This window comes from Collinsella aerofaciens, from assembly GCF_015558785.1.
GTDB lineage: Bacteria > Actinomycetota > Coriobacteriia > Coriobacteriales > Coriobacteriaceae > Collinsella > Collinsella aerofaciens_P.
The window spans coordinates 35393-53058 of record NZ_JADMOP010000017.1; the positions used below are offsets into that span (position 1 = coordinate 35393).

13 protein-coding genes are annotated in these 17666 nt (G+C 47.0%); 10 read left to right on the forward strand and 3 right to left on the reverse strand.

Going from position 1 to position 17666, the window contains the following annotated elements:
• The coding region (locus tag I2G40_RS08170; protein ID WP_195544765.1) for a C39 family peptidase at positions 1–1154 on the forward strand (1154 nt) is incomplete at its 5' end.
• 61 nt (positions 1155–1215) lie between these two features.
• On the opposite strand, the gene I2G40_RS08175 is transcribed toward I2G40_RS08170, so the two are convergent.
• Together I2G40_RS08175 and I2G40_RS08180 are read right to left on the reverse strand one after the other, a co-directional pair.
• The gene (locus I2G40_RS08175) at positions 1216–2157 is read right to left on the reverse strand and encodes a DMT family transporter (protein ID WP_117716690.1); all 942 of its coding nucleotides are present in this window, start codon (positions 2155–2157) and stop codon (positions 1216–1218) included.
• A 2-nt stretch (positions 2158–2159) separates the two neighbouring features.
• Positions 2160–3932 carry a phosphotransferase gene (locus I2G40_RS08180; RefSeq protein ID WP_217495622.1) on the reverse strand — a complete coding sequence of 591 codons (1773 nt, stop codon included), beginning with the start codon at positions 3930–3932 and terminating at the stop codon, positions 2160–2162.
• 165 nt (positions 3933–4097) lie between these two features.
• Between I2G40_RS08180 and I2G40_RS08185 the strand changes: the two genes are divergently transcribed.
• The 9 genes from I2G40_RS08185 to I2G40_RS08225 all read left to right on the forward strand — a co-directional run bounded on the left by I2G40_RS08185 (position 4098) and on the right by I2G40_RS08225 (position 16268).
• Positions 4098–6269 carry an NlpC/P60 family protein gene (locus I2G40_RS08185; RefSeq protein WP_195544766.1) on the forward strand — a complete coding sequence of 724 codons (2172 nt, stop codon included), beginning with the start codon at positions 4098–4100 and terminating at the stop codon, positions 6267–6269.
• 42 nt (positions 6270–6311) lie between these two features.
• Positions 6312–8381: a L,D-transpeptidase family protein gene (locus tag I2G40_RS08190; protein WP_117655880.1), complete on the forward strand. Its 2070-nt coding sequence runs from the start codon at positions 6312–6314 to the stop codon at positions 8379–8381.
• A gap of 108 nt (positions 8382–8489) precedes the next feature.
• On the forward strand, positions 8490–9437 hold the full coding sequence (locus I2G40_RS08195) for a glycosyltransferase (RefSeq protein ID WP_158554631.1): 948 nt from the start codon (positions 8490–8492) through the stop codon (positions 9435–9437).
• A gap of 44 nt (positions 9438–9481) precedes the next feature.
• Complete coding sequence (locus I2G40_RS08200; RefSeq protein ID WP_195544767.1) at positions 9482–10726, forward strand: MATE family efflux transporter; 1245 nt, start codon at positions 9482–9484, stop codon at positions 10724–10726.
• Positions 10727–10730: 4 nt separating this feature from the next.
• Positions 10731–11591 carry a LicD family protein gene (locus I2G40_RS08205; RefSeq protein ID WP_158558654.1) on the forward strand — a complete coding sequence of 287 codons (861 nt, stop codon included), beginning with the start codon at positions 10731–10733 and terminating at the stop codon, positions 11589–11591.
• Between the two features lie 33 nt (positions 11592–11624).
• Positions 11625–12770, forward strand: coding sequence for a glycosyltransferase family 4 protein (locus I2G40_RS08210; protein ID WP_084591857.1), 1146 nt, complete (start codon positions 11625–11627; stop codon positions 12768–12770).
• A 112-nt stretch (positions 12771–12882) separates the two neighbouring features.
• Positions 12883–14859 (forward strand): DUF2142 domain-containing protein, encoded by a 1977-nt coding sequence (locus I2G40_RS08215; protein ID WP_158554633.1) that lies wholly within the window; start codon positions 12883–12885, stop codon positions 14857–14859.
• Positions 14860–15168: 309 nt separating this feature from the next.
• Complete coding sequence (locus I2G40_RS08220) at positions 15169–15915, forward strand: glycosyltransferase family 2 protein (protein WP_117655885.1); 747 nt, start codon at positions 15169–15171, stop codon at positions 15913–15915.
• Complete coding sequence (locus I2G40_RS08225; protein ID WP_035138621.1) at positions 15915–16268, forward strand: DUF2304 domain-containing protein; 354 nt, start codon at positions 15915–15917, stop codon at positions 16266–16268. The genes I2G40_RS08220 and I2G40_RS08225 overlap by 1 nt, the downstream gene beginning before the upstream one ends.
• Positions 16269–16863: 595 nt before the next feature.
• Here I2G40_RS08225 and I2G40_RS08230 read toward each other — a convergent pair.
• The coding region (locus I2G40_RS08230) for an ATP-binding protein (protein WP_229090725.1) at positions 16864–17666 on the reverse strand (803 nt) is incomplete at its 5' end.

A 17666-nucleotide genomic window follows, 5' to 3' on the forward strand; every position in this document is an offset into this window, starting at 1 on the left:
CCGGCGCCCTCGCCTCCGGCTGGCTCAACCTAAACGGTGCGTGGTACTGGCTCGATCCCTCGACGCACGCCATGGCCACGGGCGTTCAAACTATCGGATCATGTGAATACATATTTAATAGTACCGGCAAGATGATGGCTAATTGCTGGTCAAACGGTGATGGGTCTTGGATGTATCATTCGTCATCCAGCGGCGCAATTGACCTTAAAGGCATCATGACCGATTCGGGAATCCAGCTGATTGACGACGACGGTAATGCCAGAACTGGTTGGATTGAGAGTCAGGGTGCTCGATATTATTGTTCTGCTAGTGGAGTAATTCTGACTGGGTGGCAGCAAATTGCTGGGTCTTGGTATTACTTTAACCCGGATGGTCGAATGGCGACCGGCTGGCTTAACGATGGCAGCAACTGGTACTGGCTGGATTCCGCTTCTGGCGCGATGAAAACGGGATGGCTTTCCCTTGGGGGCACATGGTATTACCTTGATGCCGCACGTGGGGGAGTAATGTTGAGCAACGGTTGGTATTGGATCGGCTCTACTGACTACAAGTTCAGTTCATCCGGCGCAATGGTTGGCGCTTGGGTCGATGTCCCGTGCTATTCGCAGTACCCGGAACTTCCTACTGGCTGTGAGTCGGTTGCCCTTACAAACTTGCTTAACTACTATGGTTTCGGTTTAGGTAAGACGATTATTGCGGATTATTACTTGCCCAAGGGAAGCAACGGCAACTTTGTTACCGCCTTTGATGGCAACCCAAGGCGTAGCAGCGGGGGTCTCATGGGATGCGTCGCCCCTGCGATTACTATTGCTGGTAATAACTTTCTGCGCGCTGCGGGAAGTATCATGCAGGCAAAAGACGTTTCTTTCTCGTCAATTTCTTCCATTAAGAACAGACTGACCTGTGGACAACCTGTTGAGATGTGGAATACCGAATGGGGAAGTTGGCCAGGAGGCCGTTATGCTGCTCGTTGGTATAACGGGCATTCCTATGGTCTGTGGGGCGGTAATCATGCCGTAGTCCTTAAAGGCTATGATGACGAGCAGGGAATTGTCTATCTTTCGGATTCGATTAACGGCAATGTTACGCGAAATGCCCAGGTGTTCTTCGGCACGTGGCAACAGATGGATAGCCAGGCTGTGGTAATTGAATAGCCATGATGCTAAAAGGGGAGAGCTCGTCGAGCTCTCCCCTTTTACTATATTGTTAATCAAGCTACGCCGTCTTATTACGTCCAAATAGTTCGTCCCAGTTACTAGCTGCCAAAACTGTTCCGCATACAATTACAACGCAGCAGATTACGGATGCCATATCGGGAATTGTTCCAAGCAAGATCAGGCCAAAGACCACCGACCATGCCGAATAGGAGATATTCAGAGCCATCGCACGCGCTGCTCCGATTGCCGCAATCCCCTTGTAATAGAACAGATAGGATGCAGTTCCTGCGAGTCCGGCGAGTGCAATAATCAATGTAGGCATGCTCGGGATGGCACCCAGCGTGAAATGCCATGCTCCGAAGAGGGGGAGTACAAGCACTCCATAAACAAGCGCACTTGTAGTTTCGCGGATTTGCAAAGCCGTTTCGTCATCAACGGCATCATCTTTCATTCCCCATGCGCACAGCACCGCTTCGGATCCCCATCCGATAACAGCAAGCACCGCGCCGAGTAAGCCGAGGGGGGCATTTGCAATCTCGCTCGATCCGGCCGATAGATAGCCCATCGTCATTACGCCGCAAAGAGCAACGAGAAGGGAAAGAATCTGTCCTTTGCCCATTTTCTCCTTCAGCAGCACGAAAGAAAGGAATGCTCCGACAGCGGGATAGAAGGCGGATATAATTGCCGTGTAGGCTGCTCCGATATTATTAATCGCCAATACGTATCCGGTCATTCCGATAGGTCCACCGAGCAGTGCGCCGGCGATGACGACCTTGCCCGAACGAGTTTTAAGTGCAGCGAGCGTGTCTTTTAATCTGCCTCGAACTCCCATGTACCCAAAGAGCCAGATCGCACAGAAGGCATCATGGAGAAAAGATCCCGCAATGGAGGCACATGCAAGCGCTTCCGCCGATCCAATATAGGGCGCGAGCGCCAAACCGATTCCAAGTATTACTGTATCAAGGCCCCAAAGAAGACCGCTAAAAAAGCCGAATTGCATCGTTACTCACCTTTTCGATAGATCTCCAGTGCCTTTTTAAGGTATTTGGCACTGTAATTGAAGTAGATATAGAGCCATTCGCCTACGAAGTCGCCTTCGGCTTCTTTCAGAAGAGACCAGAGGTACCAGCACCATCCTGCAAGGGCAATGTGCGCATAGTTATGTGCAACTTCGTTGTTTGTTGCCTTGCGCCCAAAATATGCATCAAGCGCGCGGTCGACTTCATCTTCGGAAAGCTCGCAGCAGACACTGCACGTTCCAAAATCGTTTGCATAATCGCTCATGCCAGCATATTCCCAGTCAATGAGATAGTACTTGTCGTTTTCATCGATAAGGAAATTGAGGTAAAAGAAGTCATTGTGACAAAGGCATTTTGGCGCATTGTCGGCCTGGACAAAGTGCTCCAATTCATCGATTTCGGCGGCCATTTCCCTGTAGCCTGGAATGTCGATAGGGCCTTTTTCCAAAAGAAGTGATTCGTAGCGCTTCGCTTCGAGGTAGAAGTCAAATTCGGTTTCGACATTTGCACCGCTCTCGTGAAGCGAACGACACATCTGCATCATTCGATTCATTTGGGCATCATCATGCGGATCAGGCTGCTTTGCGTTGGGTACAAACTTCGAAATTTTCCAACCGCGCTTTGGGTCCTCATGAATGAACGTGTCGTCAAGGCCGAGTTCCTTGGCCTTTTTAAGTGCGGCTACTTCTCCATTTCTGTTAATAAGCAGTTCGGTCCCGACTCCCGGATGGCGGTAAACGTACTCTCCGTCATTGGTTCTAAAGTGGCACGATAGATTCGTAAGACCTTGTTTAAGGGGATAAACGTCGTGAATCTCTGATTTGGAGCAGCCGAGCACTTGCTCGATGTTATCGAAAATATCGGAGTCAACGTTTTCGATAAAATGCGGATCAAAGGCACGCAGTTCATCAAGAGAATCGAATTCGTTGATCTCGCCCTCAGGATACTTTTTGATCACCATATCGAGCTCCTTGATGTGCTCGATATATAGATCTTCCCAAAGCTTGTCCGTTGTTTCGGGCTTGTTATATTCCGTTTCGAGAATCTGCTTAAATGCAAGCGAGAAGGCTTTATCAAAGTAGACATGTCCGAGCATATACCAAGCATCGGAACCGCCAATCGTAACATTGGTGATTCTGTCCATTGCTCCGGTTTGAATGCACCATTCTTTGGTGGCGCCTTCAGCATATTGAGCAGAATAAAATGCTTTCCAAACGTATGCTTCAAACGGATTGTTTAGAAGGTAATCATCGCTTGAACAAATATAGGTGTTGCCAAGCCGCTCTTTTACGCACATAAGCGATGCGTGGTTATTTTTGGATGCATATTCGTTGTTGACGACAATCGAAACGCCGAACTTGCTTTCGAGATAGAAGAAATACTCTTTTTTATAGCCGACAACGACGGTGATATTGCTGATACCTGCGTCTTGCAGCTGCCTAATCTGACGTTCGATGAGAATCTCACCACGTACCTTTAAAAGGCCTTTGGGCTTTTCATACGAAATGGGAGCAAAGCGGCTCGAAAGCCCCGCAGCCAATATCACTGCGTTTTCAACCTTATAGGGGTGAAGTGCTTCGTAACCGTTGTCGGTTAGGCTGTCCGATTCGAGAAGGCCTTCATTCGTAAGCTCTTTATTTGCTGCGTTTACCGATCCAAGTGAGAGGCCAGTGCGCTCGGCAACTTCTCGCTGGCTGGCATATGGGTTCTTTAGGTATTCGTACAGAACAGTAAAGTTACGCTTGGTCAGTTCCACTGCAGGCCTCCAATTAAGATGTTCATTGCTTAGGAAAAGAATAGAATGATTGAACGTTATGTTCAATTTAATATATTTATCTACATAGACTGAACAGACAGTAACGAAAATCAATCCTGGAATGTGGATTAAAATAAATAAATGAGATATCTGGGAGGGTCGCTTATGTATCGATTCGAAAAGAAGGCCACGCTTGTTTGTGCTGCTGCGTCATTAATCACTGCTTGCTGCTTGCCCCTGAGTGCGAATGTCGCGTTTGCACAGGATTCCGTTGAGGCTCAGAGTATTGAGTCAAAAGCGGATTTTTCTTCTGTGGTTTCCGATGATTTGCAACCTGATAATTCTTCCGTCATAAAAGATGGCTGGCAACGAGACGAGTCGTCTGGAGTTTGGTATTACGGAAAAAACGGTAAACACCAAACTGGCTGGCTGCAAAGCGGGGGCTATTGGTATTGGCTTGATCCAGCCAATGATGGTGCAATGCAGACAGGTTATTTCAATGTGACCGATGCTGGCGGATCGACTGCTTCGTTTTATGCGAATGACGGCAATGCCGCAACGCCTTTTGGCGCGCTATATCAGAACTGCTGGCTACGTAACTCAGATGGAAATTGGTTTTATGCCAATGCTGGAGGCGATTTAGCTGCTGGTTGGTTTTATCAAGACGGCACATGGTATTACCTGGATCCTGCCACCCATATAATGCAGGTTGGTTTTGTCGACCTCGGGAGCGGGAAATACTATTTAGATGCCACTGGTGCTATGAAAACCGGCTGGATTCTCGTTGACGGGAATTGGTACTGGGCTTATTCATCGGGTGCCCTTGCTTCGTCATGGCAAACGATAGGTGGGGCTCGCTATTATTTTGACCCACAGACGTTCATCATGTTTAAGGGTCGTCAAAAGATTGATGGAAGAACCTACATTTTTGGTGACTATGGCCTCGCAAATGGATGGTACAAAGACGGAGCAGATTGGTATTACTGCTCTAACGGTATTGCGGCCACTGGCTGGAAACTCGTTAACGGCGCTTGGTATTATCTCGACCCAGCCTCCGATGGTAAGATGTCCGTTGGGTATTTAGACCTTGGCAATGCAGCATATTATTTGAACCCCAATGGGGTTATGGCTGTTGGCTGGGCTCAGTCCGAGAACGGCTGGTATCTAGCCTCTCAATCTGGTGCGCTTATTTCTGACTGGTATAAAGAAGGCGCTAGCTGGTATTACCTGGACCCTGTTAGCCATCTAATGAAAACGGGCTTATTTGAGGTGGGCGGCAACGATTGTTTTGCAAACCAGAGCGGTAGGCTCGTGGTTTCAAGCTGGGTTACCGTTAATGATGGCGTTGAAAGATATGCCGATGATAATGGATATCTTTGCAAGGATGTGATTCGCGAAAACGGCGCTATTCTAAAAACCGCTGGAGCTGATGGTTGGCAGGTTGCGTCCGGCTGGGTTAATGTCGCAAATCTAAGGTTTTACGCTGAGCCCGGAACGGGTGCCATTCATCTTGGATGGCTGCAGATTGACGGCGATTGGTATTGGCTTGATGCCAATTCTGGCGTGATGAAGACCGGATGGGTTTTTACTGGTGGTTCATGGTATTACCTAAACGCTGACGGAAAAATGGCAACTGGTTGGAAATGCCTGAATGGAACATGGTATTACCTTGAGTCCAATGGAAGCATGCATGTTGGCTGGCTTAAAGATTCGGGTAAGTGGTATTGGTTAGACGGCAGCGGCGCTATGGCAACGGGCGCAAGGACCATCGACGGTGTTCGCCGAATTTTCTGGAGCGATGGCCAGTGCGACAAAGTTGGCTGGCAAAATCCATCCCAGTATCCTCAGGTCAGTTCTTGGACTGTTCAGCTGCCTAGCTATTGCACCGGATACTTTACCTATGTGACCCCTTCTCGCATTTCTGTCGAAGCAACGCGGGAAGATTGCGTGAACGCCTTTATCCAGCGCGCCTATGAGTATATCGGTACGCAATATATTGAGCCTTGGTCTACCGCTCCCGGTGGAGCTGTTGATTGCTCTGGTTTTGTCTTGCAGTGCCTTTATGCTACTGGCATGGATATGGGTGTTTACAACCCTTATAACCATCGCTGGGATCCAAGCCAAACCTACAATTCCATGAATTGGTATCGAAGCAATATCTTTATGCCCGTGAGCACGAGCTCGATTCAACGCGGCGATGTGATTTATTACCGCGGTCATATTGCAATTGCACTTGGCGGCGGCTTGATGATTGATTCCTGGCCTCATCAAGGTGTCGGAATTCATCCTATTAGCGCAAGGGGAAATGTAATCGGCGCAGCTCGTCCGTTTATTTAATAGATTCCCTGCAAGACAGTCGGTACCGGTTGGGGGCTTGAAATGAATGCTCGGATTGATCATCGAATTTGCTGGCGAGTAATTGGCTTGATGCTATTTTCCGCCTTACTTTCAGTTACAGCCCCCGCATTTTCTTGCACTGCTTATGCCGTGGAAGAGGGGGCGGATAACGGTGTCGTAGAGCGCGACTCGACAGGAGGGCCGGGAGCATTGGTCGGTGGCGGTTGCTCTCAAGACTCCAGCGATTGTGCCGGCAAAACAACGGAAGATTCGAGCCTACAGGTTGTCGATAGCCATGACCCGTCGACTACAGAACAACTATCTGGATGGCAATGGAACGGTTTGTCCTGGTATTACTATCTAGATGGCTGTCGTTTGACCGGAATTCAGAATATTGACGACTTGCTGTACTACTTGGACCCCGCTCGTGACGGCGCAATGAGCTGCGGCTGGATTTTTACTGAAAATAAGTGGTATTACGCGGGTCCGTCAGGCGCTTTGGCAAGTGGCTGGCAGTTTATTGGAGACCAATGGTACTGGTTTGACTCCCTTAACAGCTGTTCTATGGCTACTGGTCGACGTGTTATTGATGGGCACCCTTATCTTCTTGGAACCTATGGACTGATTAATGGATGGTACCTTGATAACGGTTTATGGTATTGGGGTAGCAATGGTGAAGTCTTAACCGGCTGGCTTCAAACTGGCAATAACTGGTATTGGCTTGATCCCGCCAATGATGGTGTTATGTCTAGAGGAATCGTTTCTGTCGGTTCGTCTCGTTACTATTTATCGGATTCCGGCGCAATGACTGTTGGTTGGGCGTTTGATGGGACGGACTGGTATTACGCTGACGGTTCCGGCGCACTTGCATCGGGCTGGCGTTTGGTGAATGGCGTTTGGTATTGGCTCGATGTCGCAAATGACAATAGAATGGCTACCGGCTTTTATGTCATCGGATCCAACCGGTATCATTTTTCTTCAACGGGAGCGTTGTCACTTGGCTGGTTTATGAGCGATGGAGACTGGTATTACGCTGAGCCTTCTCAAGCGTCGGGCATTATAAAGACTGAATGGCTGAAGGACGGTGGTCAATACTATTATCTCGATCCTGCCGCCGACGGTAAAATGCTTCTTGGTCATTTTTCTGTAAATGGGAAAAGCTATTATGCAAAAGCTTCAGGCGCTGTTGCTTGTCGTGAATGGGTAGATGTCCAGGACTCGGTTCAGGATGAGCCATCTAAGGCTTTTGCTGGTTCTGATTGCTCATTGTGTGGAGCATTGCGTAATGGAAAACTGTTTACATCAAACGGCGATGGCGAATTGGTCGAAGCTCACGGGTTTGTGATGCTTGGAGGCTGTAAGTTCTATGCTGATTCAACCGATGGCTCCCCCTGCGCTGGATGGAAGAACGTTAACGGAAAATGGTACTTTTTTGATGAGACCGCTGGCTATGCACGATCTGGCTGGCTGTACAAGGATGGCTCCTGGTTCTATTTAGATCCGTCCACTTATGCTATGAAAACCGGTTGGGTTGCCGTTAACGGATCTTGGTATTACTTGAATTCGTCTGGTTATATGCAGACAGGATGGCTCAATCTGGGCGCCACCTGGTATTGGCTTGATGCTAGTGGAGCTATGGCTACTGGCTGGCGCGTTGTGGACGGATCCTGGAATTTCTTTATGGCTAACGGCGCGTGGGTGTCAGACTATATGGATGCTAAGGCTCAAAGTTATTCAAGCAATACAAATTGGCTGATACTTGTCGATACGTCACGTTGCGTTACGAGTATTTACACTGGATCCTGGAATAACTGGTCCTTAAACCGTCGATATGTATGTTCGACGGGAAAAGCTAGCACGCCTACGGTGATAGGGGAGTATCAAGTCTACGGTAAGGGATACTCCTTTGGGCATGGATATACTTGCTATTACTACACGCAGTTCTATGGTGATTACTTATTCCATTCCTCACCCTACTACGTCAACAGCAACCGCGTGATGGATCCCACGATGGGCGTTCCATCCTCTGCTGGATGCGTACGCCTTGAGATTCAGAATGCAAAATGGATTTACGATAACATTCCTTATGGAACAAAGGTTGTTACTTATTGATATTAGGCACTCGTTTTAAGAGACAGGGATAAATACTCTATTTTTAAAAGAGTTTCTTTTAACTGAGGGTGCTTTGATAATCTTTAAGCAATGAATTTGGGAGGATTTTTGGAAATAGAAATGGGAAATGATATTGGCGTATGCGTACTTCTCTCAGCTTATAAACCCGATCTTAAGTTTTTCGCGGAACAACTTGATTCGATAGATAAACAAACGTTTCCGCTTACGCTTCTAGTTAGAAATGACTGCCCTGAATCGGATTCATTAGAGCGGTTTATCCAAGCGCATATAACGAAAAACGCCTATCGGTATTATCACGGTGATAATAATCTCGGTTATGTCAAATCGTTCGAGGCGCTGCTCTCCTTGGCGGAAGGGGATTACGTAGTACTTTGCGATCAGGATGATATTTGGGAGCCTAATAGAGTTGAAGTTTCGCTCAACCATATGCTAGAAGAAGGCTCAATTCTAGATGTTTGTGATAGATCGGTAATTGACGAAAACGGAAATATTCTGGTAAAGAGTTATAGGAAAGCTCATCCTAATTCGCCGGAAGTAAATTGGTGCTCTGGAGAGGATATTACTGTACAGGCCGCAAGCGTATGTTACGGCATTGGTATGGCTCTCATGTTAGATGCGAGTGCGGCGAAGTCGATGATTCCCTTTCCGGAATCGACTGCACATGACTTGTGGTTGACATTGGGTTGCAGTGAACTGGGGAAGTGCAGCTTTACTATGACTCCTTTGGTTAAGTATCGTCGACATGGTGGTAACGAAACTGGATTCCTTGCAGGTGTTTCTTCAAAAGATGATTGGTATTCGACAAGAGTTAAAAACAGGGTTGATACTGCTAGGCGATTTGCCGATAGATTTCCCGATTCACCGCATCTAAAGGAAATATTGGGGTTCGCTGAAGCAAGGGAGCGGCGCTCCATAATTGGTTTACTTAAATACCGACGAGCTTGCCCGTCTATCGCTAAAGCAGATATCATTATACGTCTTATGCCGAATTGGCTGTTTATTTTGATTTTAAAAGAACTTAAAGCTGCGAGATAGCTCCGTATCCTCATTTCGACAGGTTTAGAAGGGCGCTTATATTTGTGAAGGCCACAGAGAAGACTCTTTCGATTAAACATAATATGTTCTGGAATACCGTCGGTTCGTTGACTAATTTAGGCTGTCAGTGGCTTATCACCATTTTGGTCGTTCGGCTGTCTGATGGATATAGTGCTGCAGGCATTTATTCGCTGGCTATGTCTATTTTCAACATGTTTTCTCAATTAGCCCAATACAGGATGTACACGGTGCAAATTGCAGATGTTGAAAGGAAAAACTCTGCTGGTGAATACCTGACTTTTCGTTTCTTTACTACTTTTATAGCGTTTGCAATGTTAGCCGTCTATTCCATTGCAACGTGTCGTATTGGTACGGTGCCCGCTATTCTTCTGTATGCTCTCTATAAAACCGCTGGCTTAGTCATTGATGTCATGCATGCTAATGATCAGGTTGGTCATAGGATGGACTATATTGGGAAATCCCTCATAATGCAGGGCATCGGCTCTCTCCTTTCATTCATTCTTGTCTTTGGATTTTTTAATAGCCTCGAAGGTGCACTGTTGCTTATGACGGTAGTGACAATAGGCATCGGAGTTATTTACGATTATCCAAGATCAAATCGGATTTCTGCAATCAAGCTTGGAATTAGCCGAGCGAAGGTCAGAGCCTTCCTATGTAGCTGTTTGCCCATCGTTCTGGGCGGCATTGCTGCTTCTGCGGCGCCGAATATTCCCAGGCAGTATTTATCTTATTCATTCGGAGATTCTGCTCTGGGTATTTATGCATCAGTTGCTGCACCTGTGGCAATTATCCAAATGGGTGCGACCTATATTTATAATCCTTTATTAGGTTATCTAGTAGAGCGTTACCATTCTAGAGAAAAGTCCTTTTTTTCGCTCATAGGTAAAATACTTGCTGGCATCTTTTTTGTCGGTGTCATATCTTCAGTTGCCCTTTTCTTTTTCGGTAAATTATTGCTGTCACTGTTTTATGGCGCTGGAATAGCTAAACATACCGATCTCCTTCAGCCTATGTTGGCTTGTGCCTTTTTGACTGGCATCGCTTGGTTTGTCAACGATTTGTTGGTTTCTCTTGATAATTACCGAGGGGTATTTGTTGGCAGCATGCTGTCCTTAATTAGTGCTGTCGCTGTTATGGCTCCTGCGCAAATGCTGTTTGGCTTAAATGGCCCTACTGTATCGGCGCTTATGTCCAATGCCATTTGCCTTATTTATCAGTCTTCTGTTTTGGGGAAACAGACGCAACAATGGTTCGGGGAAAAGAGATAGGCCGATGATGTCTAAAGCTCACGCGCTATTAAAGCTTCAAAACACTGAATTGGATATCCTTCAGGTTGTCGCCGCATTCTGCTCTAAGCACGGCATCAGGTGGTGGCTTGACGGTGGAACATGTTTAGGAGCAATGCGTCATAGGGGGTTTATCCCTTGGGATGATGATATAGATATCGGAATGATGCGTTCAGATTATGACCGCTTTTGCTCTTTAGCCGAGGGTGGGTTACCGGAAGGATATTCGCTCCATACATCGCGGAATACTACTGGCTATGCTGCGATGTTTGCTAAGGTGTATCGCGATGGAACTCGCTTCGAGAATCAAGAGGCTCGAGAGGCTTCCAGTTCGATGGGCATTTTTGTCGACATCTTTCCATATGACCAGCTCTATACAGATAAACGCCTTCGTGCAAAGCAAGTCCGAACTGCATCAATTGCACAGAAAAGAGCCTATTTATATCATTCTTCTTCCATTGTTGTCCCTCATAAAGGGTTCCTTGGTCAACTCGAGCAAATTGGTTGTTCTGCTATGCACGTGGTGGAACAACTGGTTTCTCGAGGCGCATGCTCTTACCAGGATTTGTTCGATTCCTGTATTGCCGACTCAAATACGGGTGAGGTCTCTGATTACTGTCTGACGTTAAGCTGGCCGAATATGGCGCCAGTGCCTATTTCAGAGATTTTCCCTCTGAGCAGTGCGGTTTTCGAAGGCAGTGAATTCCCTGTTCCTCGTATGACGGATAAATATCTTACAACGATGTATGGCGATTGGAAAAAAATACCGTCACCGGATAATCGACATACCCATCTTCCGCTCTTGCTCGACTTTGGAGATGGGGAAGTCTGGACGGCACAGAATTAAGGATATGACATCTATATCAGATGAGGTTATGTGATGAGCTCCTCTATTTGTATTTTCACTCACCATTATCACCCGCAACTTAGTGGAATTGGTAATTTTGTCGATGGTCTCGCTCACGCCTTGACTGCACGCGGCGATAGGGTGGTTATCGTTACTAATGATTCGATGCGCGTGGGAGTCGGTCATTCAGTCGAAAACGGCCTGGAGGTAATTCGTCTTCCTTGCATTCCGTTACTTGATGGAAGACTTCCTCTTCCCAAAAAAACCAGTGATTATTACCGACTCCTGCAAACCCTTGATGATTATGAGTGGAATGGTGTTCTGATAAACACGAGACTTTTCCCTCTCTCGCTCGAAGGGCTGAAGTTTGCTGCGGATCATAGCGCTAAGGCTGTTGTTCTCGACCACGGCTCAGCGTATCTCTCTTTCAATCAGCCATTTCTTGATTATTTTGTTCGCCGATATGAAGATTGGATTACTGATCGCGTAAAGTCGTTTGAACCTGATTTCTATGGGATTTCTTCTAAAAGTGTTGAATGGCTTCAGCACTTTAATATCACTGCAAAAGGCGTAATTTCAAACTCAATCAATGCCTCATTCTATAGGAGTATTTCTTCGGGGAGAGATTTCCGATCTGAATTAGGTATCCCTCAGTCATCTTTGGTTGTAGCTTTTGTCGGGCGGCTTATTCCTGAAAAGGGAATTTATTCAATTATTGAGGCGGCTCGCACAAAAGATATTACCAAGCGTGATATTTGTTTTGTTCTTGCAGGGGATGGTCCGCTGGCTAATGAGGTCAAGGAAGCTTGTTCGTCTAACTTGTTTTGGCTTGGGAGATGTAACACAGAGGATATTTCCTCCTTACTTCAGCAAGCAGATGTGCTTTGTCTTCCAACTCGTTCCGAAGGCTTTTCAACGGTACTTCTTGAAGCTTCAGCCTGCGGAACGCCTGCAGTGGTAACAGACGTGGGCGGGGCACGCGAGCTTATCTTAGATGATAGCTACGGCACAATAATTCGGTCCATGGCATCTGATGAGGTGGTTTCGGCATTATGCAGGCTTTTTGATGATCGAAAGCTGCTTTCTCTTCAGTCTCGAAACTCTAGGGCGCTTGTTGAAAATCGATATAACTGGGATGCCACTGCTATGGATGTCGAGAAGGCGTTTTGTATTTGCTAAGTGATACTTGGCTGGCTTTTGCTTAGCTTTTGAGTGAAGTTGGATTTGAGATACGAATTTGTTATTGTCGACTTACCCTATTCGATTTTGTCTTTAGTTGGAGATGCACGTTTTGAATAATCCTGCAATTAAGAAAAGCGAGTACGCGCTTGCCATCTTTGGGCTGGGACTTCTTTTATTAGCTGTTGCGACATCATTGCACTATAAGAATTTAAATCTATTCATTCTTGAACTCTTTTGCGATGTCGTTGCTGTTGCGTGCTTATATTTGCAACCGAAATCACAGTCGGGTGGTGACGCTATTCGTCAGATAACCGTCCTCGTCGCGTCCAGCATTCTCAGCAGCTTTCTGCTAGTTTTAATCATATTGACTGGTGCGAAGACGTTTGGCCCCTTCGATCTTGACGCATGGAATATCGCAAGTCTTGTTATATGCTTTCATTTAGTTTTAGCGTTTCAAGGCATTGAGCTTTGCTATGGCCTGGTGAAGAGCTTTGTAGCCTCGGTTAAGAAAACTGATACTAAGAAGTGTTTCTTTTTTTTGACGGTTTCTGTTGGCTTTGCTGTTTTAATCGCTTTTATTGGCATTCCGCTCGATAAGTCAAAGACGGTGTTGTTCGCGTCTGCTTTGCCCATTACTGTTTTGATCGGGTTGATTGCTATTAATGGGGGCACTTCTTATCTGAAGCCCGAACTGTTCGCTTTCGCATGCATTGTCTCGGTCGGTCTATCCGTAATTATTTGCTTCCCCGTTACAAATTTTCTGACATGGGATGATGAGGTCCACTATGGAAATGCAAATAGTGTTTCCTACCTCACAAATGCTGAAATAACAAATTCTGACCGAATGATAGTCGAACAGTTTTATAGGGGGGACGGCTTTAGTTTGGATGCATCTTTGGGTAAGTACCCAATAGATGAAACAAGAGAGTTTAACCGTGGCTCTGTTGAGCAATTAGTCAGAGAGGCCGATAAAAATAATATAGCTGAAGGTATCGAACGTGTTAATTGTTTTGATAGTGTGGCTCTTTCTAAAATTGCCTATATTCCTTCATCTATCGGCCTTTGTTTGGGTCGCTTGCTTCATCTCCCATTTTCTATCAAATTTGCATTGGGAAAACTATTTAATTTACTTGCGTATGCAGTTATCTGCGGAATCGCAATTCGTATAGCCCCTTGCAGAAAATGTCTTTTCACTTGTATTGCGTTGTTCCCGTCTGCCGTGTTAATGGCAGCCAGTTACTCGTATGATCCCTGTGTGATATCGTTCAGTTTGCTAGGAACAGCTCTTTTGTTGAAGATGCTTGTTTCTGAAGAGGATATTTCTGCAAAAACATTCTTCGGATTTCTATTATCTTTTGCAATCGGATTTGCAGCTAAAGCGATTTATTTTCCCTTATTCGGACTTGCGCTTTTAATTCCTGCAGATAAATATACTTCGAGCAAGCAAAGACGTATCTTGATTGGAGCTGCACTATTCGTTTGCGCCATAATGATTTTATCTTTCTTGACGCCATATTTCTCTTCTGTCGTAAATAACATTTCTGATGCACGTGGTGGCTCCGAAGTCTCTACGGCTGGTCAAACGACGGGAGTGCTTGCAAATCCAGTTGGAACTATAGTTGTAATCTCGAATTTCGTTTTTGGATCGATGCTGACCCCGGCGTTTCTCAATTCAATATCAACGAATATGGCTTATCTTGGGGACGTGTCCAATCTGTTCCCATGGCTTTCATATCTTCCCATCGTGTTGTTTGAGGCTATATGCATTATTGATAATGAAAAAGTTACTAAATTTAAGTTTAGCCGTTTCGGGATTGTTTGGACTCTATTCCTGGTTCTTGCTACTTGCTATTTAGTTGCTTTGGCTCTATACATCGCCTTTACAGGAGTTGGAAGCCAGACAGTTGCGGGTGTTCAGGCGCGATACCTCATACCTTTGTTAATACCTTTCGCCTGTCTTTTGCTCAGGTTTCCTATTTACTGCGACGAGGAAGAGAAGACTAAATGTACAGCCTTTATGCTCGGGATTCCATTTGGGCTGCTGTATTTTGTGTTTTTCGAGCTTTTGTATATCCGATTTTTCTAAACTAGCGCTATAAGTCATGGCTATAGTAAGAGGGGATAATAGTTGGATTAGATTGGTTCGAATGGGACGGCGTTGAGGACTCAGGACATGCGTTCCGAATTTGAGACAGAGGTGCACGGGGCCCTTACCCTGCTATGATGGGTGGGGACTCCGTGTGGGCCCCAGTTAAGCAAGCTAAATATCTAAGCTTGAGATGTAACTTCGCGATGGCTAGTCAGGATACTGTAAACTTAAGTTTGAGTTAAACTGTGCGTTGGGCTGTAAGAGTCGCAATTTCTTCAAGCGTCGCTAAGAGCCAACTTTTTTGGAATGGATGAATCTCGATTGTCTCTTGCTGCAACAACATGTTCAAAAGGATATCCGCGTGTTCTCGTAATAATCCCTGCCTATAACGAACAGGAGTGCATTCTCGATACCGTTGCGTCTATAAAAGCTGCGGGATATGACTATGTTGTAATCAACGACGGGTCACAAGATGGAACGCTTGAGCTTTGTCGAGAGCATGGTGTCAACATATTGGACCTGCCACAGAACCTTGGTATCGGTGGAGCGGTCCAAGCGGGCCATAAGTATGCTCAGAGATTTGGCTATGATATTGACATTCAGGTTGACGGCGATGGCCAGCATGATCCTTCTTATGTTCCTGAGCTTGTAAAGCTGATTGAGGGTGGGGCGAGCCTGGCGATAGGCTCTCGATTTCTGGTTGAGACTGATGGTTTTCAGTCAACTTTTATGCGTCGCGTTGGAATCAGGTGGCTTTCATTTTTGCTCGAGCTGCTTACGGGTAAGGTGGTCACCGATCCCACTTCTGGTTTTAGGGCATGCAATAAAGATGCTATCGACCTGTTCTGCAAGAGTTATCCTGATGACTACCCGGAGCCAGAGTCGATTGCTTTGGCTATGAAGCTTGGTCTTCCCGTTATGGAGGCGCCTGTAAAGATGAATGAACGCCAAGGCGGACGTTCGTCCATCGGGGGCTTCTCTTCCGTCTACTACATGATCAAGGTCACGTTAGCCATTGTTCTTGTGTGCTGGGTTCATAGGGGAGATAAATAATGAATCTAATTTTGAGGATTGGTGCGGCCCTCTTTTTCGGCGGCTTTCTCGTCTATGTTTTGCGGCTCGTGTCCAACGGAAAGATGCTTCTTAAGTACTCTCTGTTGTGGATTTTGATGTGTATGGCGGCCTTGATTTGTGATATATGTCCTCAAATTATTTATAGTTGCTCAACAGCTATTGGGTTTGTCAACCCAGCCAATTTCCTTTTTTTGGGTGCAATCGTGCTGTTGCTTGCAATCTCTCTGTCTCTTAGCGTTGCCGTGAGTCGTCATGTTTTGGCGATTAAAAACCTTACTCATAGGATTGCCCTACTCGAAAAGGAACTTGAGAAATGGTCTAATCATGAATGAGCTCAATACGATGGTTTGATTCAGTTCCTTCGGCTATTCCTCATTAAGTCTCCCAGGGTGGTTGTCAATCTAGTGCCGGAGCCCAGGGACCGTTATGCTCGAGTGGTCCCGGTGGTGGGGGCTCGCTCTTGAGTCAAAAGTCCTTTCATTATCGAACTGCCTGAGCAATATTCTTTCCGAAGCATAATTTGACTAGGGTGTTTCGCTGTAAATCGTCATCTGGATGGACAGCGGTGACGAGGTCCTTGGTCCGATTGTTAAATCGTCTCAGCCGTTATAATTCACCACTACTGTACGCCAATTGGCTTGTATCGATGCATAGAGTCAACTTAAGCCAGCCGGAGAACTCCATGGCAAAAGAACGTAATTCTATTGTCGAGCTTTTTTGGTTAATCTCAATGTGGTGTGTATTTGCGCATCATTTTGTAATACATAATGCAGATGATATATCGGTTTTTGCTAGTCCTTTAACCCGTTTAATTTTTAAGTGTTAGCGCCGGAATAATTTAGCCAAATATAGTCGGCCGAGATTGACCAATCCCGGCCGACCCATTTTAGCCAACACGCCCGCATCTATGACTTTCCTATCGCATTCCTACATCCCCTCGGGCTGGATCCCCCTCACCTTCACCGCCTGGGGGACGGCCTCCACCGAGTAGGTGTCAAGCTCCCTGCCGCGGTAGCTCGGGCCCCGCATCACGAACACCGACGCCTTGTCGAACAGCCTGTCGAGGGCGCAGAGGAGCGTGTCGTCGCCCGTGAAGAACTCATCCCACCCGCTCGGGGCGATGTTGCTCGTGAGGACCATCGCGTTCGGCCCCTCCTTCTCGTAGCGCCTGTCGACGACATCGAAGAACAGGTCGGTGCACGGCCTGTCGTAGACGCATCTCCCCACCTCGTCAACGATGAGGCACGACGGCTTGACGAGCGAGGAGACGACCCGCGAGGTGTTTCCCCGCTGGACGGCCTTCTGGAACCTGTCCCTGAGCTCGGTCGCCTTTATGTAGTAGGTCTTGAGCCCCCGCATGCAGCACTCGCGCCCGTAGGCCTGCGCGAGGTGCGTCTTCCCTATGCCGCCGGGCCCGACGAAGGCGACGTTGCGGTGCGCGTAGAGGTCGGCCAGCGACGGGAGCTTGCCCAGCGCGGCCGCGTCCCGGCCCTGGATCCTGGAGAAGTCGAAGCCCTCGAAGGTCTTGGGCTCGCGCCTGGGCAGCCTGCTCAGCCTCAGCAGCGTCTCGATGGAGGCGAGCCTCCTCTTCTCCGCAAGGTAGGAGAAGGTGGCTGCCACGGCGGCCATCTCCCCGTCGCCGAGGTCGAGGTCTGGATTGGCAACACCTATTTGGACGATTCCGGGAGGGACAGCCCCGCCTCCCTGAACTCGACCGGAGACATGTAGCC